We start from the raw sequence: 24,544 nt of genomic DNA on the forward strand, positions 1-24,544 counted from the left end.
ACTGCCTCGACGACGAGAGCCGTCGACCACCCGTAGTTCCGTCAGCGCGACGGCTACGTGTGTTGTCCCGGCGTGGCGGGCGGCGGATGCCCTGCCGCGAGGGCACGCGGGTTTACGCTCCTGGTGGGCGTGCGGTCCGCGGGCCCTGGGCGGTGGGGCTCGCCTGCCTCGAACCTCGGCATCTGATGCCGACAACGGTCCCTACTCGTCAGCACGCGCTCGTCGCGGGCGCAGGACGAGTGGGAGCGTGACATGCGAACGTTCAGGCAGGCGGTGACGTGCGAGTGACCTCCTATGCGCATCGCCAGGGCGAAGAAGGTTCCGTTCTCGACGCTGATCAGTGCGCCGAGCTCATCAGCAGCACCGTGCCCGAGATCGTCGTGGGGCTGTGGAGCCTGGACGAGGTTGCGGTGACCAGCGTCGAGGATCATGCCGGTACGTGGCTCATGTCGGTACGCGCCGGGTTGACCGACCACGTCGTGGGAGTTTCGAGAGCGCAGGACCTGGTGATCAAGTTCGGTCACCGTAAGGAAGGATGGCATGCCGACCGCGCCTCACGACTGCTGCACGCCGAGGGCCTGGGGCAGCCGCCGAACATGGTGGTCCGGAGCCTGGGCGTCGGCAGCGGGGGCGTGTTGGTGACCGAGGCCGCCACCGGGCGTCCGTGGGCCGACTGCCTGGCCGGCCCTGACGCGGGCCGGACAGCGGACGCCGTCGCCCGTTTCCTCCTCGCTCTGCAGAACGCGGACGCCTCCTTGCCGCTACCGGCCGGAGAGCAAAGCCGCACCACCATGGAGATCAGTGCTCTGCTCAGCCTGGCGGGACGTGAACTCCCCAGAGTAAGTGGGTACTTGGAGGAACTAGCGGGTCGCCTGGAGCGTGCGCTGGTCCCAACCGCAGGAGAGGCTCCCGTTGCGAGCCATGGCGACTTTCATCCGCGCAACGTGCTCGTCGACTGGTCGTCGAGCACGGACCAACCATGCGTCACGGCCATCGATCTCGATCACGCCGGTCGACGCGAACCGGCCTTCGACGTCGGGTACGCCTTGTGGCAAGTGCTGGTAACCGCCCATCACCTTGGCCTGGAAGTGGAACAGGCAGCCCCCGCGGCACATCGCTTGTGGACCTCCTACCGGGATGGCGGCGGTCTTGCCACGGAGGAACGAGTAACAGTGCAGATGATCAGGGCCTTCGTCCAGGTCACGCACTTCGAGCACCTGGGATTCGGAGGTGCGCCATTGGCCTCACTCCTCGAGTGGGCCCGGATCGCCGCGCGGATCTCGCGGCATGGCCCAGACATTCTCGCGAATCCGGATATCGGTGCGGGCCGTGACAGCGCAGGAGCACGATGAACCGCGAGGACAAGCAGGCCATGGCCTTCGTCCACCACGCCAACCAGTTGGTCATCGGAGACGGATACGCCGATCGCGATGGCATCAGTGAGATCTGCCGGGGGTACGAGCGGGTCCTCACCCTGCACCACGACCATGGCGTTCCCGCGGCCCTGCATCTGTCGGGGACGTTGATCGAGGCTCTGGCCTGGCACCGGCCGGAGTTCCTCCACCGGGTTCGTCAGGCCGTCGCGGAAGGGTGCCTGACCTTGCTCGGCGGTCCCTACTCCGAGCCCATCATGCCCTTGCTCGCGGCTGAGTCGAACCGTCGGCAACTGATCACCATGGCAGACCTGCTGGAACGTCACCTCGGCGTGCCGGAAGGCGCCGTGCCCACAGCGTGGCTTCCGGAGCGAGTGTGGCACCCCAGCCTCATGCGCGTGCTGACCGACCCCGGTCTGCCAGGAGGCGGATACCGGCGCGCCCTCGTGGACGACCGCCTCTTCCATGACGATGTCGGCGGCGGCGCACGATCAGCGGCCGAGAACCCCGGCCCCTACGAGTGGCACAACGCACTTCCGTCCAGCGTCGCCGGGCTGGTCGACCCCGCCCTCACCGTCGCCCGCACGGTGCCGGGGCCTCGCCCACTCGAACTCATTCCCATCAATTCCTTTCTTCGCTACCTCATTCCGGCCCGCACTCCTGACCACCTTCGTCTCCTCGACGAATTCGTCGAAGACCTGAGGGGCAGGGCAGCCGACCCGGGGGCGTCGTTGTTGGTGTACGCCGACGATCTGGAACGCACGGCGGGGGTCGCCGGCTGGGAAGCGGCGCTGGATTCCTATGAGCGCGTCGTACGGTGGGCCGCAAGCCCTGCCGGACCGGTGCACCCAGTGCACTTGGACACCTGGCTCGACAAGCATCCGCCGCCGGTGAACCCCGTTCCGTCCGCGGGCAGTTACCACGAGCTCGCGGTCGCCTGGAGTGCCGGGGAGACCTACCAGGGCTGGGCCGGCAGTCCCGAATGGCAGCCCTATCAGCGGTTGATCGATGACACTGGGGCACTGGTCACGGCGGCCCGGGACCGCCCGGCTGACTCCCGTTTGCTCGATCTCGCGGAGCGTCTGGTGATGGTCGGGATGCATGAGACCGCCTGGCGTGATGCTTCTCCGGAGGGACGCCACCTCGCGCCCTGGGTGAAAGCCGTGGCCTCGCACAGCAGGCTTGCCCGCCCGCTCGTGGCTGCCGCACGCTGGTCCGCCGCACAGGCACCGTCGATGCCTTGCGCGGCCTTGGTCGACGTGGACGGAGACGGCGATGAGGAGCTACTCCTCGCCGGGCAGACCGTCTGGGCATTGGTGTCGCCCGGCGAAGGTGGCCGCGTCTGCCTGCTCGCGCACCGCCCTGCGTCGCACCCCGGTGACCAGTCCGGTAACAAGGCCGCGTTGATCGTGGGCAATCCCATCGACCACTGGAACTTCCAGGAAGAACTCCACCGCTTCATGGACGTCCCACCCGGCCACCCGGGGGCGCTGACCGAACCCACTTTCCGTCATCTGGCCTGGGCACCGCGGCAGCCCAAGCGCCACGCGCATGCGGTCACCGTGGACCTGCACCCGCGCAGCGACACCCCTCAGGCAGGCACGCGCCGATACGCGGTGCTCGACGGCGTTCCCGCGCTGGCTGCCTGCCTCCGCGCCGGGAGCGCGAGTCGGCCGCTCGACGTGGAGAGCGCTCTGGTCCCCGATTACCTGCGCGCGCTGCTCAACGGCCGTGCGGGTTTGCGGCGGACCGGCGGCCACGGCTGGGCCGGATGGTCACTCGGAGACCGCACATGCTGGGTCGGCTACGACCCGCTGCAGGCGTGCTCGATCCCGCCCCGCTGGACGGCAGCCGGGCACAGCTGCCCATTCGCGCTGAGGTCCTGCACGGGACACCTGGACGTGCTCATCGGTGCCGGGCCGGTCACCGATTCCCACCTCGCCAGTTGGCTCGACACCAGTCGAGCGGTTCTCCACGCGAGGTGACGTGGCAGGTAACCGCACCGGAGGGACGTGCTTCGGTGGCCAGTTCACCGCAAGAGGCACGTTCATGGTGGCCAATCAGTCACGACGAGCGAAAGGGAGGTACGTGAGCACCAGAAGCGCGTAGCAGAACAGGACCGTGACGCCGATGGCGACGAAAGAGTCCATCCCGATGCAGATGCCGATGACGAGCATCGCGAGACCTGCGGCGAGCGGCACCATGGCCGCGGCGACTCGGACGAACGGCACCAGTCGGCGCGCCCTCAACCGGCCCCTGAGCCAGGCCATGGTCACGGCAAGACGCAGATCGTCCTGCAGAAGTTGGCTCTCCAGCCGATCGAGCGCACCGCGTTCCTCTTCGGACAGCCCCATGTCAGCGGGCCCGCAGGCTCAACGCGCACCCCGCAGTGGGCTGTCCCGCGCGAGGCGATGACGTGACGATGAGCATGCCTGTCCCCTGTCTCCGTTGGACAGGGACCGTTGGCGGTGTTCCTACCGCGGATATCGGCGAGCCCCACCGCCGTTCGCGCTGCGTATACCTATCACAATGATAGGAGCTCGCGAGGGAAACCGGCCCGGCCGCGACGGTGGATGTCCTCTTTGTCGGTCATGCGCGACCTACGGCTGGAGGGGCGCGGGAAGCAGCGCGCCCGCGCCGAAACGTGGGTGCAGACGGGCAAAGGCGAACACTTCTGTGAAGTGATTCATTTCAGGACACCTTGGCGGGGCGGCCGCACGTCCCCCCGCTCGGCGCCTAGACTACGCCCAGGCGATGGAGCCCGCCTGGCCCCCGGGATTCGGGGCTGCCGAACTGCCGTTGAGTTGCTGATGGCGCCTGTCACTTGCTGTGGCCTTGAGGCCACCACTGTGCCGGGAGTGCCTCGTGCCTGGATTCGCCCCTTCAGCAATGCGCCCATGGGTGTGCACCGTTGACGACGAGAACAGCTCAGTCGTGAGCCGCGTCTGTCATTCGTACGTCTGCGAACGCCTCTCGGTGGCGGAGATCGCTCGCAGGACCTGCTTGTCGCGAGGTGAGGTGACGAGCATCTTGCTGGATGCCCACATCACCGTGGCGCCACGTGGTGCGGGCCAGCGCCACGGCGCGGGCAGTTCAACGGCGTTCGGCGAACTCCTGGTCGAGCTGTACGTGGAACGGGGCCTCAGCAGCGCGGAGATCGGTGACCTGCTGGGCATGAGCGGCCGTGCGGTGAGAAGACGGCTGGCAGAACACGCAATTCCACGACGGCGCAGAGGACGCCCCGGTCTGACGGGGCGTGCCCAGCTCCCCGGTCAGGACCTCACCGCGCTGTACGTGGAGGCCGGGATGAGCGCGGAGCAGGTCGCCGCCAGACTCGGCAGCACCCGGGGCGTCGTGCTGCGGAACGCGCATGACCTCAACCTGCCGGTGAGGCTCGGCGGGTCCGAGCCCCGTGGAGAGCCGGCGACCATCCAGCTGGTCACCGCACTCTACGCCGACCCGTTGGTCGCCGCCGCACTTCGACGGCATCGCGTCCCTGTCGTACCTGCTGAGCGAGGGCGTCTGCATGACCGCTTCCCAGTGCCGGTTCCGCTGACGAAGGACCTGCTCTCCGACCTGTACCTCGAATGCGGTGTGGCCAACACCCACATCGAGCTGCTCACCGGCCAACCCGCTGTCACGGTGGGGCGACGTCTGCATCGCGCCGGAATCCCCGTGCGAGGACGCGGTGGACGGTGCCCGTTTCTCCGTCGCTGGCGAGCCGCGTTGTAGAAAGCGGGCCAGGCAAGTGGAACAAGCAGCCTGCGGCGCCTTGACCTGATGGGTGGCGAAGCTGTTCACTCTCCCCAGGTGATGGACCCCACCCGGGTATTCGAACCCGAACCGCCCCCCACGGGCTGATGGCTCCTGACAGTGTTCGCCCATGTCGGTCGGCGCACGTCGGAGGTGCCCATGGATCCATCCCAGCCCGCCCTCGCTCTCTTCACCCCAGGGCTCGGCGCGCCTCGTACGACGACCGCCTCCTCGCTCCCGGTCGCTCACCGCGCCGGAACGGGGGCCGGCCGATGAACTGCTACGACTGCGTGCTCGACGGAACCATCGCTCCGGCGGTGGCCGTGTGCAGCCGCTGCGGCTCAGGCGCCTGTCTCAACCACGTGCGCGTGACAGCCGAACATCCGCACCGCGTGACCGGCACCGGTGTGGCGACCATGCCGAGAACGGCCCGCCGTGCCACCTGTCCCACTTGCTACGCGGCGGAGCGTACCTGACCCTCTCCTGCGCGGGTCGGCATGCCCCGCAGCGGCGCCGTCCGCACAATGGATTCCACAGAGGTGATGGGGCTCACCTGACGAACCGCGGTCAGCCGCTGACGGTCCCTGGGAGATGCGACCAGGGAGAGGTGTGCATGCGATCTGCCGGTCCCCGTGTGGTGGCATCGCGCCCAGCCGTGGCATTCGCCCTACTCCTGGTGGCCGCGCTCGGCATGGCCGCGCGCCCCACCGCGCCGCGCCGGACACACGCTCTCGACGGCACCGCGCTCGGGGTGGTGGCGATGGGGCTCGCCGTGGTCCAGATGGGACTGCTGGTGTGGCTGGTGCTGTCCGGACGGCGCTGGCGCAGGCGCCGGGACGACGAGAACGAACGGCTGCCTCAGCCGGTGCCCATGAGTCGTTGGGCACGGCCGACGGCGCTGCTGGGCGTTCTCGCGATGCTGGTGGTGCCGTGGGTTGTCCTGGTGGCGATCGGCCGACGTACGGGTGCCGGAGGCAACGCGGTGGTGCCACGACGGCCGGTCTCGTCGCCCGTACCCACGGCCGACGCCTCCCCGGCTCCCCGTATCCCCTCGGGGCACCATGTGGCCTCGGCGCAGGAGACCGGGTGGCTGCTGTGGATCCTGGCGTTGAGCGCGGTTGTGGTGGTGTCGGTGGTGGTCGGATTCCTGTGGTCGCACGGCTGGAGGAACGTCCATGTGGAGGGCGCCCCGGGTCGGCGGGGCGCCCGATCGGGTTTGCTGACTCCGGCAGTTGACGGCACCGCGGCGCCCACGGGGGATCGGTCCGATCCCCGCCAGGCCGTCATCGCCTGCTGGAGCGTGCTGCGCGACGAAGCGGCCCGGCGCGGCGCACGCCCCTCCCCCGCCGACACCCCGGAGCGGCTGTTGCGCCGAGCCGGGGACGTGGGACTCGCAGGCGGGGAGGCGGGACCGCGGCTGGCCGGCCTGTTCCGCGAGGCACGTTTCAGCACGCATCCCATCACCGAGGAGCACCGCGTGCGCGCCGAGGACGCTCTGCGCCGAATCACCAGGCATCACGCCGACGTGGACGTGGATGGGCACGATGCCCTGTGAGACGCGGACTGCTCGCCATGGGGACGTGCGCGGCTGTCGTCGCCTGTGCCCTCGGCGGCACGCTGCTGGGCCTGTTCGGCTTCGTGGTTGCCGTGGACCTGGTCGCGGTCGTGGTGCTGCTGAGTGTCCGTCTCACTGTCGCTCCCGTTCCGTCGGCCCGGCCGGTCCCGCAGGCGACGCCGGGGCCGGCGCCTCCTCCGCGGGAGGACCCGGACCTTCCGTTCCGCGATCACCGCGACATCGAACTCGCCCTCGGCTGGGCCGATTCGTCGGCACGGATCTACGATCACGCCGCGCGGCCATTGGTGCGCGACATCGCCGACCGGGTGCTGGCCGCCCGCCGTGGCATCGACACCCGCCATGATCCTGACGCCGTTCGAGCGCTCGTCGGCGAGGAGTTGTGGCCGCTGCTCGACCCCTCCCGGCCCGTCGCCGACGACGACCGGCTGCCGGCGCCGGGGCTGACCGCGTTGGACCGTCTCGCCCGTCGATTGGAGGAACTGTGACCCCGCAGGAGACCCACGTGCGGTCGGCGGCCGTGCTGGACGAGCTGGAGCGGGTGGTGGTGGGGAAGCGCCGTGCCCTGGAGCTGGTGTGGTGCGGCATCCTGGCGTCCGGGCACGTGCTGATCGAGGATCTGCCGGGGCTCGGCAAGACCCTGATCGCCCGCTCGTTCGCCGCCGCGCTCGGACTCTCCTTCACACGCCTGCAGTTCACCCCCGACATGCTGCCCGCCGACGTGACCGGTGCGAGCGTCTACGACAGGGCCGAGGCGCGCGAGGTCTTCCGCCCGGGCCCGCTGTTCACGCAACTGCTGCTCGCCGACGAGATCAACCGCACTCCGCCCAAGACCCAGGCGGCGCTGCTGGAGGCGATGGGTGAGGGTCAGGTCAGCGTGGACGGCCACACGCACGCGCTGCCCCGGCCGTTCGTCGTCCTCGCCACCGACAATCCCATCGAGTACGAGGGCACCTACCCGCTGCCCGAGGCACAGCTCGACCGGTTCGCGCTCCGCGTCCGGCTCGGCTACCTCACGGCTGACGAGGAACGGGCCATGCTCCGTCGCAGGCTGGAGCGCGGGACCCCGGAAGGTGAGGTCGCGGCGGTGACCTCGGCGGAGGAACTGCTCGCCATGAGGGAGTCGTTGGAGCGGGTCGAGGTCGACGACGACCTGCTCGCCTACGTGGTGGAACTGCTGGCCGCGACCCGCGATCACCCCGAGGTCGCGGTCGGAGCGAGCCCGCGCGGCGGCCTGGCCTTGGTCCAACTTGCCCGCGCGCACGCCACGTTGGACGGCCGTGACTTCGTCGTGCCAGAGGACCTGCACGCCTGCGCCGGGTCCGCGTTGGGCCACCGGATCAGCCTGCGGCCCGAGTTGTGGGTGCGCCAGGTGACGGGCGACGACGTGATCCGGCGGCTGCTGGAACGGCTGCCCGCCCCCGGGCCGGAGCGCGCCCGGTGAGCACCCTGCGCCTGCGGCCACTGCCCTCCCCCTACGCACGAGCCCTGCTGACCGTGGCCGTGGTCGCGTTGGCACTCGGCATCGTGCTCGGGAGACCGGACGCGGCGGTGCTGGCCATCCCGCTGGTGTGGACACTCGCCCTGAGTGGCCACCGGGCGCTGCCACGCGAGGTGACGGTCGTGGCCCGGGTCGAGCCCCCGGTGTGCTTCGAGGGCGAGCTGAGCGTGCTGCACGTCACCATCGACGGCTGGCCCGGTCCCTGCCGCATGGATCTCGACCTTCCTTCCGGCCTGCGCATGCCACCGGACGAGCGGCGTACGCGCAAGTGGCTCGGCCTCGCGCCGCGCGCGAATCCACGACAGACGTACGGGCCACGCGGTGAATGGCATCTGCGGTCCACACGGTGGGGACGCTGGTCGGCAGGTCCGCTGACGCTGCGGCTACGCAGCCCGGACCGCCTGTGGCAAGCCCGGTTGAACCCTGCCCCGGCGGTGCTCACGGTCTACCCGCACGCCCAATTCGCCGTGCTGGCAAGGGACATGGCAGCAGGCACCCATCCACGCGCCGGCGAGCACACGACACGGCTGCCGGGCTCAGGGGTCGAGTTCGCCGCAATCCGTCCCTGGACGCCCGGCGAGTCCCTGCGCCGTGTCAACCGCCGCGCCAGCGAGCGTTCGGGACGCCTTCAACTCAACGCCTTCGCGGACGAGCGCGCCGTCGACCTCGTGGTGTGCGTCGACGCCTACCAGGCCGTCGGCCCACCCGGTCACACCACGCTGGACGTCTCACTGCGTGGCGCGGCCGGACTGGCGCAGTCCTACGTGCGGGCCCACGACCGGGTCGGTGCGGTGGCGTTCGGCGGAGCGCTACGCTGGCTCGGGCCCGACGTGGGCGACCGGCAGTTCTACAGACTGGCGGGCCTGCTGCTGGACGTCCGGCGCGACGAGACGTTCCTCGACCCGGACGTCGGACGCATCCCACGTACCGCCCTGCCTCCGCGGGCCCGGGTCGTGGTCTTCTCTCCGCTGCTGGACCCCAGGGCGGTGGCCGTCCTGCGCGACCTGCGCATGCGCGGCCACTCGGTGGTGCTGGTCGACCCGCTCGTCACGCGACCGCACGGCAGTGGGCAGCTGCGGCCGGTGGCACTGCGCTGGTGGCGGTTGCACCGCACGGGTCTGGAACACGAGATCGCCAGGCTCGGGGTGCCCGTCGTGCACTGGGACGGCACGAGACCGCTCGAACTGCCCTTCCGGTACGTTGCGGTGGCCCGGCGGTGAGGAGTGCGGTGGTACGGCTGGCGGCCTGCCTGACGGGAGTGTCGGCGGCGGCGGTGGCCGCCGCTCCGTGGCACGGTGTGTCCCTGGCTCCGGCAGCGGCGGGCGCGGCACTGATGGCGACGGCGACCGTGCTGGGAGGCCGCTCCGCGGAGGCGGTCAGCCGGGCCGCGGGCACATCGGGGGCGTGCCTCGTGGCACTGGCTCAACTGCTTTCCGGCGGTGGCGTACACCACGCCCTGAGTGGCGGCGACGCGTGGCGGGCCGCCGTCACCGCCTCGGCACTCTTCGCGTTCCTCACCCTGCTCGACCAGGCGAACGTACCAGGACCGACCCCGGGAACGGCTGTCCTGGTCGGCGCCCCGGCGGCCACCGCCGGGGTAGCGGTGGTCGCATGGCTCGGCTCAGGGTACCGGTGGTCCAGCTGGGTGGCAGCCTGCGCGGTCATCGCGGCGACGGCCGCCATCGTGTGGGTCAGGCCTGCGTCCCCTCGCCAGCAGGGCTGAGTTCTTCCTCGTTCACACCGGAAACCGGGCAGGCACTCGGGACGGGCTTCGATCCCGTCCGCATCTAGGCAGCGATCCGTCAATGCGCGACACGGCGCACTCATCGTTCGGACGGTGGCGTGGCCAAGCGCGCGATGACCGGTCTCGTGTCCTGGCCCGCGGCTATGGTGTTGAGGAGCCAGCCGATTCCAGGGGCGAGGACGTCGTAGAGGAGCACGGTCTGGTCGTCGTCCGCGGGCGGCTCGACGGGGAGTGCGCCGAGGCCCACTTCGTGCCATCGGTACCGGCGTCCGGCGAAGGCGTGGCGTACTTCCTTTGCCGTGACCTCCAGCACGCCTTTCCCCTCGGTGACCACGCGGTGGGCCAGGGCGATCGCGGGGTCCTCGCTCTCTGTCGAACGGAAGGGTCGGCACCGCGCGAAAATGGGCCGTGCGGCCAGTTCACGTGCCCACAGGGCGAGTTGTGCGGTGTCTCCTCGACCGGTCGAGACCTGCCGGGCGAGCGCTTCGACCAGAGAGACCAGTTGGGGTGTTGAAGGCGATGTTCCCGGGGCGTCTTCGTGCGAGGGCATGGCGTGCTCCGTGTTCGCGTGCGGTCGGTTCCCACCCACCCCTCGGCAGGCGGGACTTCTAGCGATTCGCCGGTGCCGTGCCGGGGCCGGGTGTGCCGGAGGCCGCGTAGATCGCCCACGTCACCCAGCCGTGGGTGCGGGGAGCCGGCGTGAGGGAGACAGTTCCCTGCTGGGGTAATCGGCCTCTGTAGAGGGCGTCACCGCAGGTGATGCGGTGCGGCTCGGGGCTGCCGGGAAGGACGGCGTCCAGCGAGCCGGTGCCGGTGCACGCCACGAGGATGCTGTACGGGACGTCGCCGTCCGAGGGGTTCCAGGCGATGCGAGCCGGGCGCGCGGCGTCCGCGGTGCCGTACCGCAGGAGCTTCCAGGTCGCGGGCACGCTGTGGCGCAGCCGGCCCGCGAACTCGTTCTCCGCCTGTCGGGAATCGGAGGGTGATGCGGGTGGCTCGATGAGACCGCGCGTCGGGCTGCGGTGGTGTGCGACGAGGAGCAGGTAGGCGTCGGCCACGATCAGCAGAGCGACGGCGATGACGTACCACGGTCGGGTCAGCCGGAAGCCGCCTGCGCGCCGTTCGCGTCGGTAGCGGTGCTTTTCCCAGTGCTCCACCACGCCGGGGTATGGCTCTTCGTGCGGGGCCCGAGGCTCGCGCGACGGGGTGCGGCGTAAGGGGAAATGCATGTCCGACTGACCCTCCGAGCATGTCGCGGTCGCATCGAAGGGGAAAGTGCGCGCGTTTCAGAGGTGGTTGAGCGCCCCCGAGATCAGGTGGTCTCGTTCCGGACCATAGATCGCGAGGGATTGCAACTCTGCGAACGCGTCGGCGTAGAGCTTTACTTCGGGCGACTGGGAGACGGTGAGAAATGCCGATACCAATTCGACGTGGACGATCGCGTCGTCGTAGATCCAGAAGTCCTCGACCGGCCAGAAGTGCGTACGGTCGGCGGTGCGAGGGATGATGCCGATACTGACGTAAGGACGGTGGGCGAGACTGAGAAGGTGGAGAAGCTGCTGCCGCATGACCTCGCGGTCGCCGATCCGGTGCCACAGGACCGACTCCTCCAGGACCACGAAGAAGCGCCGGTCGTACAGCAGTCGCGTCTTCTCCATCCGCGACTCCACCGCGGCTTCCAGGCTCCCCTTGGTCTTCCGGCGTCGGCAGAGGGTGCCGAGGACCTGTGTGACGTACGGGCGGGTCTGGAGCGGGCCGGGAACGAGGGAAGCGGAAAAAGCTCTGAAGTGCTGGGTGTCACGCCACAGGGGCAGGACGGATTCCTGCACGTGGGGCAGTCCCCGCTGCTCCTTCCGCTCCCAGTCGACGTACATTCCCTCGATGTCGTGTGCCGCGGCGATCAGCGCGTCCGCCTGTTCCGGAACGCCGCAACGCTCGGCCCACACGCGAATCGTCGCGTCGGAGGGCACCGTCTTCCCGTTCTCGATCCGGCTGCATTTCGAACGGTCCCACCCGGCTTGTTCAGCGAGGGCTGTCGCTGTGAGACCGGCCCGGCGCCGCAGTTCACGCAACTGCCGTCCGAAGTCGCGTTTGGCTTGCTCGATGCTGTTCAAGGTGTCCATGCCGTCCAGTCTGACGGCAGCCACCTCCAACGGACGGGAAGCTAACCGTCGTTGCCCTGCTCGACCGGGGCTATCGCCTGGACTAATGCCCCATCACACGAGTAGTACTCGCCGTCCTTGAGCTGCGGGAATAGCCCCAACAAGCGCTTGGGGAACTCGATGATGGTCTCGTGCTCCGGGATACTGATCCCCGAGATGCGTCGTGCGTCCTGAATCTTCCACGACTGGAAGAGGAACGTGTCGGCTTCGTCGTCGTAATACAACGTCGGGCTGCCGTTGTTCGGACTTTCCGGATCCTTGCACAGCTGATGAATCGTCACGCCGCCTCCATTCGGGCTTGGGGCTACCGGAATCGAGATTGCTTCAGCACTGCGCGTGACCGCTACACCTGTGCACACACTTGCGGGCGACTGCGACATTTGACAGCTTTACCCCACCAGGCTGCTCATATGAGCGTCCTGCTGAGCGTGTCGACTGGGTGCGTGCGTGCGGTGCCAGGCCGCATCGCGCAGCAGCCGCAGTCCGTTCAGGCCGACGATGACGGTGGAGCCTTCGTGTCCGAGGACGCCGAGCGGCAGCGGCAGGTGCCCGGCGAGGTCCCAGACCGTCAGGCCGGAGATGAACGTCGCGGCGATGGCGAGGTTCTGCACCACCAGGCGGCGGGCGCGGCGGGAGAGGGCGACGACGGTGGGAACCGCGGCGAGTTCGTCGCGGACGATGACGGCGTCGGCGGTCTCCAGTGCGAGATCGGAGCCGGCCCGGCCCATGGCGATGCCGGTGTGGGCGGCGGCCAGGGCGGGGGCGTCGTTGACGCCGTCTCCGACCACCAGCACCTTGCGGCCGGTCTCCTGGGCGTTCCGCACGGCGGTGACCTTCTCCTGGGGCAGCAGCCCGGCACGGACGTCGGTGATGCCGACCTCGGCGGCCAGGCGGGCGGCGGTCGTGGGATTGTCACCGGTCAGCAGCATCGGGGTGGCGCCGGTCAGGTGCCCGAGGGCGGTGATGGTGGCGGTGGCGTCGGGGCGCAACCGGTCGGCGATGCCGAGGACGCCGACGGGCACGCCGTCGCGCTGGACCAGCACGGCGGTGTGCCCGCTGCCCTCCAGCTCGTCGACGGTCCGCGCGGCGTGGGCAGCCGCGTCGGCGTCGTCGAGTGCGGTCGGCAGGCGGGCCGGGGCACCGACGGTGATGGTGGCGCCGTCGAGGGTGGCGGTGACACCGACGCCGGGGGTGGCGGTGAAGTCCCGGACGGTGGGCGCCTCCGTGCGGCGGTCGCGGGCGGCGTCGACGACGGCACGGCCCAGGGGGTGTTCGCTGGGGTGCTCGGCCGCGGCGGCCAGCCTCAGCAGGGCTTCCTGGTCGAGGCCGCTACCGGCCAGGGGGCGGATCGCGGTGAGGCGAGGGGTGCCTTCGGTCAGCGTGCCGGTCTTGTCCAGGGCGACCGTGTCGACCTGGCCGAGGCGTTCCATCACCACGGCGGACTTGACCAGGACGCCGTGGCGCCCGGCGTTGGCGATCGCGGACAGCAGCGGCGGCATGGTGGCCAGGACCACCGCGCACGGCGAGGCGACGATCATGAACGTCATCGCGCGCAGCAGCGACCCGGCCAGTGCCGCGCCGCACGCGACCGGCACGAGGAAGACCGCGAGGGTGGCGGCGACCATGCCGAGGCTGTAGCGCTGCTCGACCTTCTCGATGAACAGCTGGGTGGGGGCCTTGGTCTCCGAGGCTTCCTCGACCATGGTCACGATCCGCGCGATGACCGAGTCCGACGGATCGCGTTCGACCTTCACCCGCAGCGCACCGGAACCGTTCAGCGTGCCGGCGAAGACCTCGTCCCCGACGCCCTTGGCAGCCGGGAAAGGCTCACCAGTGATGGTCGCCTGGTCGACGTCACTCGCCCCGTCCAGGACCCGGCCGTCGGCGCCGACCCGCTCGCCCGGCCGCACCAGAATGACGTCGCCGACGGCGAGGGCGGCGGACTCGACGCTGGTCTCGCTGCCGTCGTCGGCGAGACGTGTGGCGGTGGCGGGAGCGAGGTCGAGCAGGCCGCGCACCGCGTCCTGGGTGCGGGCGGTGGCCAGCGCCTCCAGGGCGCCGGAGGTGGCGAAGATGACGATCAGCAGCGCACCGTCCGTGATCTGCCCGATCGCGGCGGCGCCGAGCGCGGCGACGATCATCAGCAGGTCCACGTCCAGGACCTTGCCCCTCAGGGCCTTCAGCCCGGCCCAGCCCGGTTCCCAGCCACCGGCGAGGTAGACCAGCGCGAACAGCGGTGCCGACGCCCAGGCGGGAGCGCCGGTCAGTCGCACCGGCAGCGCGATCAGGAACAGCACCAGGGCGGTCGCGGCCCAGCGCGCCTCGGCGAGCGCGAGCACCCGCGTACGCCGACGCGGGGTGGAAGCGGGCGTGCGTGTCGGCGGAGCCTGAGGCGGGCGGTGGGCAGCGGCGGAAGGCATGACGGCAGCGGTCCTTCACATGAGGGCGGAGCGACCTCCTCACGGTAACAGGAACACTTGAAGACTCGTTCATGGGTTCATTTCGTAGGATGGGGCCCATGGGCCACGCAGCGAACGCCTCCGACAGCGCCACGCCCCCGCGCACCCGCCTGACAGCGGCCAATGCCGGGCAGGTCGCCACCACGCTTCAGGCGCTCTCCACGCCCTCGCGGTTGCTGATCCTGGCCCGGCTGCGCGAAGGGCCGTGCGCGGCCACCGAGTTGGCCTCCGCGGTCGGGATGGAGCAGTCGGCCTGCTCCCACCAACTACGGCTCCTGCGCAACCTCGGCCTGGTCACCGGCACCCGCCAAGGCCGCTCCATCGTCTACGCGCTGCACGACGACCACGTCGCCGCACTGCTCGACCAGGCCGTCCATCATGTCGAGCACCTGCGCCTCGGCATGATCGACGCTCCGGCGTCGGCCGGTGGCCCGGTCGAGCCGGAGTCCGCCCTCCCCTGAGCCGCCGGCCCATCCGACGAGACAAGGCCCTGGCGCGACTTCACGCAGGCCGTCCGGCCCACCCCTCGCGAACGATCGGGCCCCGGCGGAGGCACCTCGGCCCTGTGCGAGCGAGATCGATGGACAGGAGGGGGTTGCCAGAGATCAGCAGACGGCCTTCGCAGTGACGCCCCAGAATCCATCACTCACTGTGAACGCGGCCGCTGGCCGACGAGGACCGCGGGAATGCGCTGCTGGACGCCGACTGCTCGGGCATCGCCCGACAGGTGGAAAAGGTCGCATCGTCGCCCTGGCCACCGGCCGTTACCTGCTGCCACGCGCCCGGAAGCGCGATCCGGTGCGGGAGTTCGACCTCGCGGGTGCCCTCCTGCTGGCGACGGTCACCACCTCCGGGCTCCTCGGGAGCTCCGCCGTGATGGTCAGCGCCAGACTCTCCGCGTTCGTCACCGGGTCACCCAATCAAACGGACCGGGTGCCGGGGCCCGAGGCACCCACCATGCCCTGCGCGCCCCGCCCTGGTGAGTTCCTACGCGACGTCGCCGTGCTCGGAGCCGTCGATCGGCTCGGGCCAGTCCTCGGTGAAGCGCTCTGTTTCCGGGAAGACATGCATGACGCGATCCTCACTTCCGGAGACGGGTCCACCACGGGATATCCGGGGCACACCGGTGGACTCCCGTTCACGCGCCCCTGATTCGGGCCCGTTCGTCACTTCGGCGGGCAGACGCGCGACGGCCCGGCCGCGGGCCCTGGTGGGGCGGGTGCGGCCGGGCCGTGCGCAGGTGCCGGGGTCAGGCGGTGGTGGTGGCCTTGGTGAAGCGGTCGGCGACGTCGGTCCAGTTGCCTCGGGCCCCGGTCGGCAGGCGGCACACGCCGCGCCGGCCGCGGCCCGCGCCGTGTGCGCCGGGGTACGAGACACCACCCGGTCTTATTGCACAATGGTTGCAGGTACTCATTGAGCGCATTAAGTCAGAGGTGTCGGGAGGCCGTGGTGGCGGGTTCGGATTCGCCGGTGGTGCTGGGGATCGAGTCGTCGTGCGACGAAACAGGGGCGGGCCTGGTGCGGGACGGGGTGCTGCTGGGGCACGCGGTGGCGTCCAGCATGGACGAGCACGCGCGGTTCGGCGGCGTGGTGCCCGAGATCGCCTCCCGGGCGCACGTGCACGCCATGGGCCCGGTGGTGCGGCAGGCGCTCGCGGAGGCGGGTCTGCGGCTCGCCGACGTCGGCGCGGTGGCGGTGACCACGGGTCCCGGCCTGTCGGGGGCGTTGCAGGTGGGCGTGGCCGCGGCGAAGTCCTACGCGTACACCCTGGGCGTCCCGTTGTACGGGGTCCACCACCTCGCGGGGCACGTGGCCGCCGACACCCTGGAGCACGGCCCGCTGCCCGACCCCTGCATGGTCCTGATCGTCTCCGGCGGCCACACCTCACTGCTGCTCGTACGGGATCTCGCCCGCGACCCCATCATCCACCTCGGGGACACCCTCGACGACGCCGCCGGGGAATGCTTCGACAAGGTCGCCCGCGTGCTCGGCCTGCCCTACCCGGGCGGCCCCGCGATCGACCGGGCCGCACGCGAGGGCGATCCGGACGCCATCCGCTTCCCGCGGCCCCTGACCGGGCCGCGCGACGACCGCTACGCCTTCTCCTTCTCCGGCCTGAAGACGGCCGCCGCCCGCTGGGCGGAGGCTCACAACGGCGGATCGCTCCACGTCGCCGACGCGGCCGCCTCGTTGCAGGAGGCGGTCGCCGACGTCCTCACCCGCAAGGCGGTCACCGCCTGCCGCGACCACGACGTGAAGACCCTGGTCGTGGTCGGCGGAGTGGCCGCCAACTCCCGCGTACGGGCACTGGCCCAGGAGCGCTGCGCGGCCGCCGGCATCGAACTGCGCGTCCCGCCGCTGAAGTTGTGCACCGACAACGGCGCGATGATCGCCGCCGTCGGCGACCTCCTCGTGCGCGCCGGGGCCCAGCCCGCCCGGCTGGACGTCTCGATCGACCCTTCCGCACCCCTGGAGCACGCCACCCTGCACCCCGTCGCCGCCCCGGCCGCTCCACGAGTCGCGTGATCACGGTGCGGACCGTCCTTCTGTGCGGCCGGGAGGTGCTGCCGCACGCCGCCGCCCTGCGCGAGGTGTACGCCGACGCCTTCGGCGACGCGCCCTGGCACGAGGATGACACGTACGCCGACGCGTTCCTGAGCCGACTGGAGGGCCACGCCGACCGGCCCGGGTTCCATGCCGCGCTGGCCTTCGACGGGCAGCGGCTGCTGGGCTTCTGCACGGCCTGGCTCACCCCCGCGCCGTTCCCCGGCGACCGCTGCTACCCCCAGGTCGCCGCGGCGCTCGGCCCCGAACTGACCGGCTCCTGGCTCTGCGGCAGCCAGGAGATCGACGAACTCGCCGTGCGCGCCGAGGCCAGGGGCCGCGGTCTGGGCACCGCACTCCTCGATGCCGTCACCAGCAAGGCGCCCGACGACTCGTCGTGGCTGATGACGTCGGTACGCGCCCCGGACGCCGTGCGCTTCTACCGGCACCTGGGCTGGCGGCAGATCGTCCACCCAGCTCCGGAAGGCCGTGGCATGGCGGTCTTCCTCGCCCCGCGCCACCCCGCCATCCCGTCCGACTGAGCCGATTCGGAGCACCTCCCCTTGCGCACCGCCGAGATCCGTACCCGTTTCCTGGACTTCTTCGCCGCCCGCGGTCACACCGTGGTCCCCAGCGCGCCGCTGCCCACGCCCGATCCCACGCTGCTGTTCGTCAACGCCGGCATGGTCCCGTTCAAGCCGTACCTGACCGGTGAACGCACGGCGCCGTGGCCCCGGGCGACCAGCGTGCAGAAGTGCGTGCGCACCCTGGACATCGAGGAGGTCGGCAGGACCACCCGGCACGGCTCGTTCTTCCAGATGAACGGGAACTTCTCCTTCGGCGACTACTTCAAGCGCGAGGCCGTCGCCTTCGCCTGGGAACTGTCCACGACGCCGGTCGCGGACGGCGGCTACGGGCTCGACCCCGACCGGATCTGGGTGACCGTCCACCACTCCGACAGCGAGGCGCGCGGCATCTGGCGCGAGGTGGCGGGGCTGCCGGAACGGCGGATCGTGGCGCGTGGGGACGAGGACAACTTCTGGTCGATGGGCGTGCCGGGCCCGTGCGGTCCGTGCTCGGAGCTGTACTACGACCGCGGCCCGTCGCTGGGCCGTGAGGGCGGACCGGCAGTCGACGAGGACCGCTACATGGAGTTCTGGAACCTGGTCTTCATGCAGTACGAACGCGGCGAGGGCGCGGGCAAGTCCGGGTATCCGGTCCTCGGCGAGCTGCCCCGCCGCAACATCGACACCGGCATGGGCCTGGAACGCATGGCCACCCTGCTCCAGGGCAAGGACAACCTCTACGAGATCGACGAGACCCGCCCGATCCTGGACCGGGCCGCCGAACTCGCCTCCGTGCGCTACGGATCCGACCCCCAGGCCGACGTACGGCTGCGGGTGGTCGCCGACCACGTGCGCACCGCGTTGATGCTGCTGGCCGACGGCACCGCGCCCGGCAACGAGGGCCGCGGCTACGTCCTGCGCCGCATCATGCGCCGCGCCGTCCGCTCGATGCGCCAACTCGGCTACCAGGAACCGGCGTTGCCCGAGCTGCTGGCCACGGCCCGGGACTGCATGGCACCCGGCTACCCCGAGGTCACGGAATCCTACGCGCGGATCAGCGACCAGGCGTGCGGCGAGGAGGACGCCTTCCGCGCGACGCTCAAGCAGGGCACCACCGTTCTCGACACCGCCGTGTCCCAGGTCAAGAAGGACGGCGGGCGCACGTTGCCGGGAGCGCAGGCGTTCCTGCTGCACGACACGTACGGCTTCCCCATCGACCTGACCCTGGAGATGGCCGCGGAGCAGGGTGTCGAGGTGGACCGCGAGGGGTTCACGGCCCTCATGGACGACCAGCGCGAGCGGGCCCGCGCCGACGCCCGCGCCCGCAAGTCCGGTGGTACGGCGGACACTTCCGCGCTGCGCGCGCTGCTGGACGCGAACGGCCCCACCGACTGGCGGGCCTGGGACACGTTGACGACGGAGTCGCGGGTGCTGGGCGTCCTGGGCGCCACCGGGCCGGTGCCGGTCGCCCGTGCGGGCGAGATCGTCACCGTGGTCCTGGACCGCACCCCCTTCTACGCCGAGTCCGGCGGCCAGGACAGCGACGCCGGACGGATCTCGGGGGCTGGCGCGGAGGCCGAGGTCCTCGACGTCCAGCGGCCCCTGCCCGGGCTGGTCGCCCACCAAGTACGCGTCACAGCGGGCGAATTGGCGGTCGGTGACTCCGTGGTCGCCGCCGTCGACCCCGAGTGGCGGCTCGGCGCCCGCCAGGCGCACTCCGGCACCCACGTCCTGCACGCCGCCCTGCGCGAGATCCTGGGCCCCACGGCCCTGCAGTCCGGCTCCTACAACCGTCCCGGCTACCTGCGCCTGGACTTCCCCTGGCGCGGCGCCCTGTCCCCCACGGTCCGCGGCGAGATCGAGGAGGCCGCCAACCGCGCCCTGCGCGGGGACCTCCCGGTCGGGGTGCGCTGGATGACCCTGCCCGAGGCCAAGCAGATCGGCGCGCTCGCCCTCTTCGACGAGACGTACGGGGAGAAGGTCCGGGTCGTCGAGATCGGCGGCGCGTGGTCGCGGGAGCTGTGCGGCGGCACCCACGTCGCGCACGCCTCCCAGATCGGCACCGTCGCCCTGACCGCCGAGTCGTCGGTCGGCGCGGGCATGCGGCGCGTGGAGGCCGCCGTGGGAATCGAGGGCTTCGGCTATCTCGCCCGCGAACGCGACCTGGTCTCCCGCATCTCCGACCAACTCGGCTCACCGCGAGGGGAGTTGCCCGAGCGTATCGCGGGCCTCCTGGACCGGCTGAAGGCGGCGGACCGGGAGAACGCCCGCCTGAAGTCCGAGGCGACAACGGTGCGGGCCGCTGAACTGGCCGCCGGAGGCGTCGACGCGAACGGCTCCCTGGTCGTCACCACGACCGTGCGGGGCACCGCGGCCGACGCGCGGGCCCTGGCCCTGGCCGTCCGCGACCGGCTTCCCACCGGGCAGGCCGGTGTGGTGGCGGTGGCCACCGAGGACGGCGGCCTCGTCGTCACCCTCAACCGTCCCGCCAAAGAGGCGGGACTCGACGCCTCCGCCCTCGTCAAGCGTCTGTTGAACGGCCGCGGCGGCGGCTCGGCGCAGATCGCCCAGGGAGGTGGCGTGCCACGCGACCGGCTTCGCCAGGTGCTGGCCGACGTGCCGCGCGTCGCCTCGACGAACTGAACGGATCCGTAAAGACGCGACCAGGATTTTCTTGCCAAGAGCTTGCAACTGGGACCACTTGTCAGTGGCTCGATCCGGCCCCTAGTCTTGCCGGGCCGTGGTGTTCGGGAAGACCGGTGGGATACCGGAGCGGCCCTCGCCACTGTGATCAGGGAGTCACCGCGTCACTCCGCTCCGGCCCGGCCGGAGCGGAACGACAAGCCACTGGGCGCCTCGGCGTTCGGGAAGGCGGACGCGGCGGCGTTCGACCTGTCAGCCAGGAGACCGGCCACGGCACCGCATGACGAACTGTCCACGAGGTGCTGGAGAGGCTGCCCCGACATGGCCCTGCCCGAAAAGACGTCCGCGTCCCCGGACGCACCCGCGATCCCCCAGCGCTTCGGCCGGGCCGACTGGATACGCACCGCGGTCCTGCTGTCGGTCATCGCCGCCCTGCACGTGCTGGCCTTCGCGATCCTGGTGATGATGGTCGCGCCGCACCACTACACCGTGGGCAAGCAGGCGTTCGGCGTCGGCCTCGGGGTGACCGCGTACACCCTCGGCATGCGGCACGCGTTCGACGCCGACCACATCGCCGCCATCGACAACACCACCCGCAAGCTGATGGCCGACGGGCAGCGTCCGATATCCGTGGGATTCTGGTTCGCCATCGGACACTCCACCATCGTCGTCGCGATGGCCGGACTCATCGCCGCCGGGGCCAAGGTCGCCGGGACCCTCGTCGACGAGAACTCCTCGGCGCACGTCACCCTCGGCGTGATCGGCACCACGGTGTCGGGCACCTTCCTCTACCTGATCGCCGCGCTCAACCTCGTCGCCCTCGCCGGCATCTACCGCGTCTTCAAGGCCATGCGCGCCGGGAACTTCGACGAACACGAGCTGGAGAAGCACCTCGACAACCGCGGCTTCATGAACCGCCTCCTGGGCCGCCTGACCAAGTCGATCCGCCGACCCGGCCAGATGTATCCGGTGGGCGTGCTGTTCGGGCTCGGCTTCGACACCGCCACCGAGGTCGCCCTCATGGTGATGGCGGGTTCGGGTGCGGCGGCGGGGCTGCCGTGGTACGCGATCCTGTGCCTGCCCCTGCTGTTCGCGGCGGGCATGAGCCTGTTCGACACCCTCGACGGCACGTTCATGAACTTCGCCTACCACTGGGCGTTCTCCAACCCGGTGCGCAAGGTCTACTACAACCTCACCATCACCGGCCTGTCCATCGCCGTCGCCTTCGTCATCGGCACCATCGAACTCGTCGGCGTCCTGCACGACAACGTGGGCCTCAGGGACGGGCTCACGAACTGGATCTCCGGCATCGACCTCAACAACGTCGGCTACGTCATCGTCGGCCTCTTCGTCGTCGTGTGGGCCTGCGCCCTCGCCTACTGGCGCATCGCCAAGGTCGAACACCGCTGGGGCACCAAGACGGAGGCCACGGAAGCGGGCTGACCCGCCGGTCCCCCGCCCACGCCTCGCACGGCCGGAAGGCGGCCGCGCGAGGCGTGGGCGTTCGATGCAGGACGCCCGACGGCGGGCGGACCAGGTGAGGTGAGGAATCCCATGTCCACACACGCGCCGAAGCCGACTCGGATGCGGCTCAACGGCCGGGAGATCGTGCTTCTTGCACAAGAGGAGTACGAGCGGCTCGACGCCAGCCGACGACAGGTCGGCGCCCAGCACACCCGTCTGAGAAAGGCACGTCAGCAGCTCGACACCCTGGAGGAACTGGTGGCGCAGGCGCGCGCCTTGCTCGCGACGCGCGCGCCGCACACCTGCTCCGGTTCGCTCCGGGAATCGGATGCCACGAGGCCGGAGTGCCCAGCCTGCCGCTTCCTCACCCGCAGCCGGGACGAAGGACAGCCGCGGTAACGAGCCGTTCGTCACGGCGCCCCCTTACGGCCTGGGAACGCGCCCGCTGCGTGAACGCCTTCCACCGGGCTCAGTCCGTGGCGGTGAGCGGTGCGTAGGCGTCCGGGCGGCGGGTCGTGAGGAACGGGAACAGCTCCAGCCAGTCGCGCCGCGCGTCCAGGTCGAGGTCCGCGACCAGCACGGCCGCCTCGTCGCGCGGGGCCTGGGCCAGGACGCGGCCGTAGGGGTCGGCGATGAACGAACTGCCGTAGAAGGTCAGGCCGTTCTCGGAGCCTATGCGGTTCGGCACGACCATGAACGTCGCGTTGGCGGCGGCGTTGCCGGTGATCACCCGCTGCCAGATCGGCTGGGTGTCGAACCCGGGGTGACCGGGCTCGGAGCCGATGGCCGTGGGGTAGACGAGGACGTCGGCACCGGCCAGCGAGTAGGCGCGAGCCAGCTCGGGGAACCACTGGTCCCAGCAGGTCGGCAGGCCGAACCGCGCGTCGTCCACGGTGACCAGGGGAAAGGCGTCGTCGCCCGCAGGTCCCTGGCGGAACCAGTGGTCCTCGTAGTACCCCTCGGAGACCGGGATGTGGGTCTTGCGGGTGCGCTGGACCAGCGTGCCGTCCGGGGCGACCAGGATGGCCGTGTTGTAGCCCAGGTCGTCCTCCCGGCCGCCGGGCGCGGGCGCCTTCTCGTAGAGGGAGGCGTGCACGTGGACCCCGTGCGCGCGGGCCGCCTCCGCGGCGAAGGCGAACGTCGGTCCGGTGGTCAGGTCCTCGGGCTCGGCGGGCTCCGGGTGGTCGGCCTTGCGGACGACCGCGAAGTACGGGGACAGCGTCAGCTCCTGGAGACACACGACCCGCGCACCCTCGGCGGCGGCGAGGCGGATGCCCTCCAGCAGGGCGGCGCGGTGCTCGGCCGGGTCGCGGTGCCAGCGCTGCTGGACCGCGGCGACGCGTATCGGGGAGCGGTCGGCGGGACGCGTGCGAGCCGGGGACGCGGGCGGGTGGTAAGCGGTGATCAAACGCATGGTGGTTCCAGACACTGGGTGGCGAGACGTTTGCCGGAACGTTCCGGCAGCACGACGGTAGCCCTTGCCGGAACGTTCCGGCAAGAGCAGTCCTGGGGTTAGAATCCCGAAGCGTGACCACCCGTACCGTGACCCTCCTCGACGTCGCCCGCGCCGCGGGGCTGTCCAAGAGCACCGTCTCCGACGCGCTCCAGGGCTCCGGACGGGTGGCGGAAGCGACGCGTGAGCGCGTACGCGAGATCGCCGACGGCCTCGGGTACCGCCCCAACAGCGCGGCCCGGCGGCTGCGCCGCGCCAGCACCGGGGCGATCGGCCTGCATCTGCCGCACACCGCGACCCGCCTCGACTACTACATGAACCTCGCCTTCGGAGCCGTCGAACGTGCCCAGGAGGAAGGGCTGGACGTCGTCCTGCTCGGCACGCCTACCGCGGCACACGGCCCGCTGGCCACCCGCGTGGACGGGCTCCTCGTCATCGACCCGGAGGCCGGTGACACCGCGGTCCCGGGCCTGCTGGACGCCGGGGTGCCCGTGGTCACCGGCGAGCGCTATCCCGGCCCCGTCCTCTGCGGCGCGGTGGTCTGCGACAACGCGGCCTCCCTGACCGCGCTCCTGGACCACGTACGCGGCAACGGCGCCCGCCGGCCGGGCCTCCTCGCCCCCGAAGGCGACTCCGCCTGGGCGCAGGCACTGCGGTCGACGGCCACCTCCTGGGCCGCGAAGCACCGGATCCCGGTCGTCGTGCGGTCCGTGCCCTTCGTGGCGACGCCCGGCGAAGCGGCGGAGGCGACCCGGCTCCTGCTCGCGGAGGACCCCGCGATCGACGCGGTGATCTGCGGCCCCGACGGCGCGGCTCCCGGTGTCCTGGGCGCGGCGATCGCGGCGGGCCGCGCCGTCGGCCGCGACTTCCTGGTCGCCTCCTGCGTGGACGGCGTGGCCACCCGGACCAGCCACCCGCCGATCACCGCCATCGACCTGCGCCCCGCCGACTACGGCCGCGCCTGCGCCGCCCTCCTGTGCGACATCCTGGCCGAGCGCACACCGGCGGACGCGATCCGCCACCACGACTGGGCACTGGAGACACGCGCCTCCACGCTGCCCGGCTGACGCCGTCCCAGGCCGCCGCCATGTGTCGCCCGGCGGTTCGCCGGGCGACACATGGCGGCCCTGTCGATCAGGCGGCGTTCCGCCGTCCCCTGACCAGTGCGAACGCGGCGGCGGCCAGGCCCAGGACGCCCACCGCGAGGCCCGCGATGCCGAGGTCCCTGGCGGTGGAGTCGTCCGCTGTGGCCGCCTTCTGCTGCTGCGCGGGAGCGGGGGACGCGTCGTCGCTGTCGGCGGAGGCCGGA

At 71.0% G+C, this 24,544-nt stretch carries 23 protein-coding genes and 2 riboswitches; of the genes, 16 read left to right on the forward strand and 7 right to left on the reverse strand.

Features of this window, described 5'->3' with window-relative positions; all coding sequences use genetic code 11:
* Nucleotides 1–284: 284 nt before the first annotated feature.
* Nucleotides 285–1,352, forward strand: a complete 1,068-nt coding sequence (locus K7472_RS31125; RefSeq protein WP_222982429.1) for an aminoglycoside phosphotransferase family protein — start codon at nucleotides 285–287, stop codon at nucleotides 1,350–1,352.
* Nucleotides 1,349–3,358 (forward strand): polysaccharide deacetylase family protein, encoded by a 2,010-nt coding sequence (locus tag K7472_RS31130; RefSeq protein WP_222982431.1) that lies wholly within the window; start codon nucleotides 1,349–1,351, stop codon nucleotides 3,356–3,358. The genes K7472_RS31125 and K7472_RS31130 overlap by 4 nt, the downstream gene beginning before the upstream one ends.
* A gap of 75 nt (nucleotides 3,359–3,433) precedes the next feature.
* On the opposite strand, the gene K7472_RS31135 is transcribed toward K7472_RS31130, so the two are convergent.
* Nucleotides 3,434–3,727 carry a DUF3040 domain-containing protein gene (locus K7472_RS31135; protein ID WP_222982433.1) on the reverse strand — a complete coding sequence of 98 codons (294 nt, stop codon included), beginning with the start codon at nucleotides 3,725–3,727 and terminating at the stop codon, nucleotides 3,434–3,436.
* Between the two features lie 547 nt (nucleotides 3,728–4,274).
* On the opposite strand from K7472_RS31135, the gene K7472_RS31140 reads away from it, so the two are divergent.
* The 7 genes from K7472_RS31140 (at nucleotide 4,275) to K7472_RS31170 (ending at nucleotide 9,923) form a co-directional block, all read left to right on the forward strand.
* Nucleotides 4,275–5,105 (forward strand): hypothetical protein, encoded by an 831-nt coding sequence (locus K7472_RS31140; RefSeq protein ID WP_222982435.1) that lies wholly within the window; start codon nucleotides 4,275–4,277, stop codon nucleotides 5,103–5,105.
* Nucleotides 5,106–5,173: 68 nt separating this feature from the next.
* Nucleotides 5,174–5,250: riboswitch (Fluoride riboswitch) on the forward strand.
* Nucleotides 5,251–5,398: 148 nt separating this feature from the next.
* Nucleotides 5,399–5,602 (forward strand): DUF2180 family protein, encoded by a 204-nt coding sequence (locus K7472_RS31145; protein WP_222982437.1) that lies wholly within the window; start codon nucleotides 5,399–5,401, stop codon nucleotides 5,600–5,602.
* A gap of 179 nt (nucleotides 5,603–5,781) precedes the next feature.
* The gene (locus tag K7472_RS31150) at nucleotides 5,782–6,681 is read left to right on the forward strand and encodes a DUF4129 domain-containing protein (protein WP_222982439.1); all 900 of its coding nucleotides are present in this window, start codon (nucleotides 5,782–5,784) and stop codon (nucleotides 6,679–6,681) included.
* On the forward strand, nucleotides 6,678–7,187 hold the full coding sequence (locus K7472_RS31155) for a hypothetical protein (protein ID WP_222982441.1): 510 nt from the start codon (nucleotides 6,678–6,680) through the stop codon (nucleotides 7,185–7,187). Before K7472_RS31150 ends, K7472_RS31155 begins: the two co-directional genes overlap by 4 nt.
* Complete coding sequence (locus K7472_RS31160) at nucleotides 7,184–8,143, forward strand: AAA family ATPase (RefSeq protein ID WP_308014168.1); 960 nt, start codon at nucleotides 7,184–7,186, stop codon at nucleotides 8,141–8,143. The genes K7472_RS31155 and K7472_RS31160 overlap by 4 nt, the downstream gene beginning before the upstream one ends.
* Complete coding sequence (locus K7472_RS31165) at nucleotides 8,140–9,420, forward strand: DUF58 domain-containing protein (protein ID WP_222982443.1); 1,281 nt, start codon at nucleotides 8,140–8,142, stop codon at nucleotides 9,418–9,420. The genes K7472_RS31160 and K7472_RS31165 overlap by 4 nt, the downstream gene beginning before the upstream one ends.
* Nucleotides 9,417–9,923, forward strand: coding sequence for a hypothetical protein (locus K7472_RS31170; RefSeq protein WP_222982445.1), 507 nt, complete (start codon nucleotides 9,417–9,419; stop codon nucleotides 9,921–9,923). Before K7472_RS31165 ends, K7472_RS31170 begins: the two co-directional genes overlap by 4 nt.
* A 100-nt stretch (nucleotides 9,924–10,023) precedes the next feature.
* Here the strand turns inward: K7472_RS31170 and K7472_RS31175 are convergent, their stop codons facing one another.
* From K7472_RS31175 to K7472_RS31195, 5 genes are all read right to left on the reverse strand, one after another.
* Complete coding sequence (locus tag K7472_RS31175; protein ID WP_222982447.1) at nucleotides 10,024–10,494, reverse strand: hypothetical protein; 471 nt, start codon at nucleotides 10,492–10,494, stop codon at nucleotides 10,024–10,026.
* A 58-nt stretch (nucleotides 10,495–10,552) separates the two neighbouring features.
* A complete protein-coding gene (locus K7472_RS31180; RefSeq protein ID WP_222982449.1) occupies nucleotides 10,553–11,101 on the reverse strand; it encodes a hypothetical protein in 549 nt (182 codons plus the stop codon).
* 129 nt (nucleotides 11,102–11,230) lie between these two features.
* On the reverse strand, nucleotides 11,231–12,067 hold the full coding sequence (locus tag K7472_RS31185; RefSeq protein ID WP_222982461.1) for a helix-turn-helix domain-containing protein: 837 nt from the start codon (nucleotides 12,065–12,067) through the stop codon (nucleotides 11,231–11,233).
* A 41-nt stretch (nucleotides 12,068–12,108) separates the two neighbouring features.
* The gene (locus K7472_RS33090) at nucleotides 12,109–12,387 is read right to left on the reverse strand and encodes a hypothetical protein (RefSeq protein WP_308014169.1); all 279 of its coding nucleotides are present in this window, start codon (nucleotides 12,385–12,387) and stop codon (nucleotides 12,109–12,111) included.
* 108 nt (nucleotides 12,388–12,495) lie between these two features.
* Nucleotides 12,496–14,526, reverse strand: a complete 2,031-nt coding sequence (locus K7472_RS31195) for a heavy metal translocating P-type ATPase (protein WP_222982450.1) — start codon at nucleotides 14,524–14,526, stop codon at nucleotides 12,496–12,498.
* Between the two features lie 98 nt (nucleotides 14,527–14,624).
* On the opposite strand from K7472_RS31195, the gene K7472_RS31200 reads away from it, so the two are divergent.
* The 6 genes from K7472_RS31200 (at nucleotide 14,625) to K7472_RS31225 (ending at nucleotide 22,181) form a co-directional block, all read left to right on the forward strand.
* Entirely contained in the window at nucleotides 14,625–15,026 is a 402-nt protein-coding gene (locus K7472_RS31200) for an ArsR/SmtB family transcription factor (RefSeq protein WP_222982452.1), read from the forward strand.
* 988 nt (nucleotides 15,027–16,014) lie between these two features.
* Complete coding sequence (tsaD, locus tag K7472_RS31205; RefSeq protein ID WP_372458145.1) at nucleotides 16,015–17,091, forward strand: tRNA (adenosine(37)-N6)-threonylcarbamoyltransferase complex transferase subunit TsaD; 1,077 nt, start codon at nucleotides 16,015–16,017, stop codon at nucleotides 17,089–17,091.
* 5 nt (nucleotides 17,092–17,096) lie between these two features.
* A complete protein-coding gene (locus tag K7472_RS31210; protein ID WP_222982453.1) occupies nucleotides 17,097–17,651 on the forward strand; it encodes a GNAT family N-acetyltransferase in 555 nt (184 codons plus the stop codon).
* 21 nt (nucleotides 17,652–17,672) lie between these two features.
* Entirely contained in the window at nucleotides 17,673–20,318 is a 2,646-nt protein-coding gene (alaS, locus tag K7472_RS31215; RefSeq protein WP_222982454.1) for an alanine--tRNA ligase, read from the forward strand.
* Nucleotides 20,319–20,399: 81 nt separating this feature from the next.
* A riboswitch (cobalamin riboswitch) is annotated at nucleotides 20,400–20,605 on the forward strand.
* Between the two features lie 34 nt (nucleotides 20,606–20,639).
* Nucleotides 20,640–21,761: a Nickel transporter NicT gene (gene nicT, locus K7472_RS31220; RefSeq protein WP_222982455.1), complete on the forward strand. Its 1,122-nt coding sequence runs from the start codon at nucleotides 20,640–20,642 to the stop codon at nucleotides 21,759–21,761.
* A 111-nt stretch (nucleotides 21,762–21,872) separates the two neighbouring features.
* Complete coding sequence (locus K7472_RS31225) at nucleotides 21,873–22,181, forward strand: hypothetical protein (RefSeq protein WP_222982456.1); 309 nt, start codon at nucleotides 21,873–21,875, stop codon at nucleotides 22,179–22,181.
* 70 nt (nucleotides 22,182–22,251) lie between these two features.
* On the opposite strand, the gene K7472_RS31230 is transcribed toward K7472_RS31225, so the two are convergent.
* Entirely contained in the window at nucleotides 22,252–23,196 is a 945-nt protein-coding gene (locus K7472_RS31230; protein ID WP_222982457.1) for a nitrilase-related carbon-nitrogen hydrolase, read from the reverse strand.
* A gap of 113 nt (nucleotides 23,197–23,309) precedes the next feature.
* Between K7472_RS31230 and K7472_RS31235 the strand changes: the two genes are divergently transcribed.
* Complete coding sequence (locus tag K7472_RS31235; protein WP_222982458.1) at nucleotides 23,310–24,302, forward strand: LacI family DNA-binding transcriptional regulator; 993 nt, start codon at nucleotides 23,310–23,312, stop codon at nucleotides 24,300–24,302.
* The last annotated feature ends 242 nt before the right edge of the window (nucleotides 24,303–24,544 follow it).

This window comes from Streptantibioticus parmotrematis (genome assembly GCF_019890615.1).
Taxonomy (GTDB): domain Bacteria; phylum Actinomycetota; class Actinomycetes; order Streptomycetales; family Streptomycetaceae; genus Streptantibioticus_D; species Streptantibioticus_D parmotrematis.

What these genes read in the sequence shown, in the direction of transcription:
- K7472_RS31130 (WP_222982431.1), top strand. Translation starts at nt 1,349, where the DNA reads ATGAACCGCGAGGACAAGCAGGCCATGGCCTTCGTCCACCACGCCAAC.
- K7472_RS31135 (WP_222982433.1), bottom strand. Translation starts at nt 3,727, where the DNA reads ATGGGGCTGTCCGAAGAGGAACGCGGTGCGCTCGATCGGCTGGAGAGC.
- K7472_RS31145 (WP_222982437.1), top strand. Translation starts at nt 5,399, where the DNA reads ATGAACTGCTACGACTGCGTGCTCGACGGAACCATCGCTCCGGCGGTG.
- K7472_RS31175 (WP_222982447.1), bottom strand. Translation starts at nt 10,494, where the DNA reads ATGCCCTCGCACGAAGACGCCCCGGGAACATCGCCTTCAACACCCCAA.
- K7472_RS31185 (WP_222982461.1), bottom strand. Translation starts at nt 12,067, where the DNA reads ATGGACACCTTGAACAGCATCGAGCAAGCCAAACGCGACTTCGGACGG.
- K7472_RS31195 (WP_222982450.1), bottom strand. Translation starts at nt 14,526, where the DNA reads ATGCCTTCCGCCGCTGCCCACCGCCCGCCTCAGGCTCCGCCGACACGC.
- K7472_RS31200 (WP_222982452.1), top strand. Translation starts at nt 14,625, where the DNA reads ATGGGCCACGCAGCGAACGCCTCCGACAGCGCCACGCCCCCGCGCACC.
- nicT (WP_222982455.1), top strand. Translation starts at nt 20,640, where the DNA reads ATGGCCCTGCCCGAAAAGACGTCCGCGTCCCCGGACGCACCCGCGATC.
- K7472_RS31225 (WP_222982456.1), top strand. Translation starts at nt 21,873, where the DNA reads ATGTCCACACACGCGCCGAAGCCGACTCGGATGCGGCTCAACGGCCGG.
- K7472_RS31230 (WP_222982457.1), bottom strand. Translation starts at nt 23,196, where the DNA reads ATGCGTTTGATCACCGCTTACCACCCGCCCGCGTCCCCGGCTCGCACG.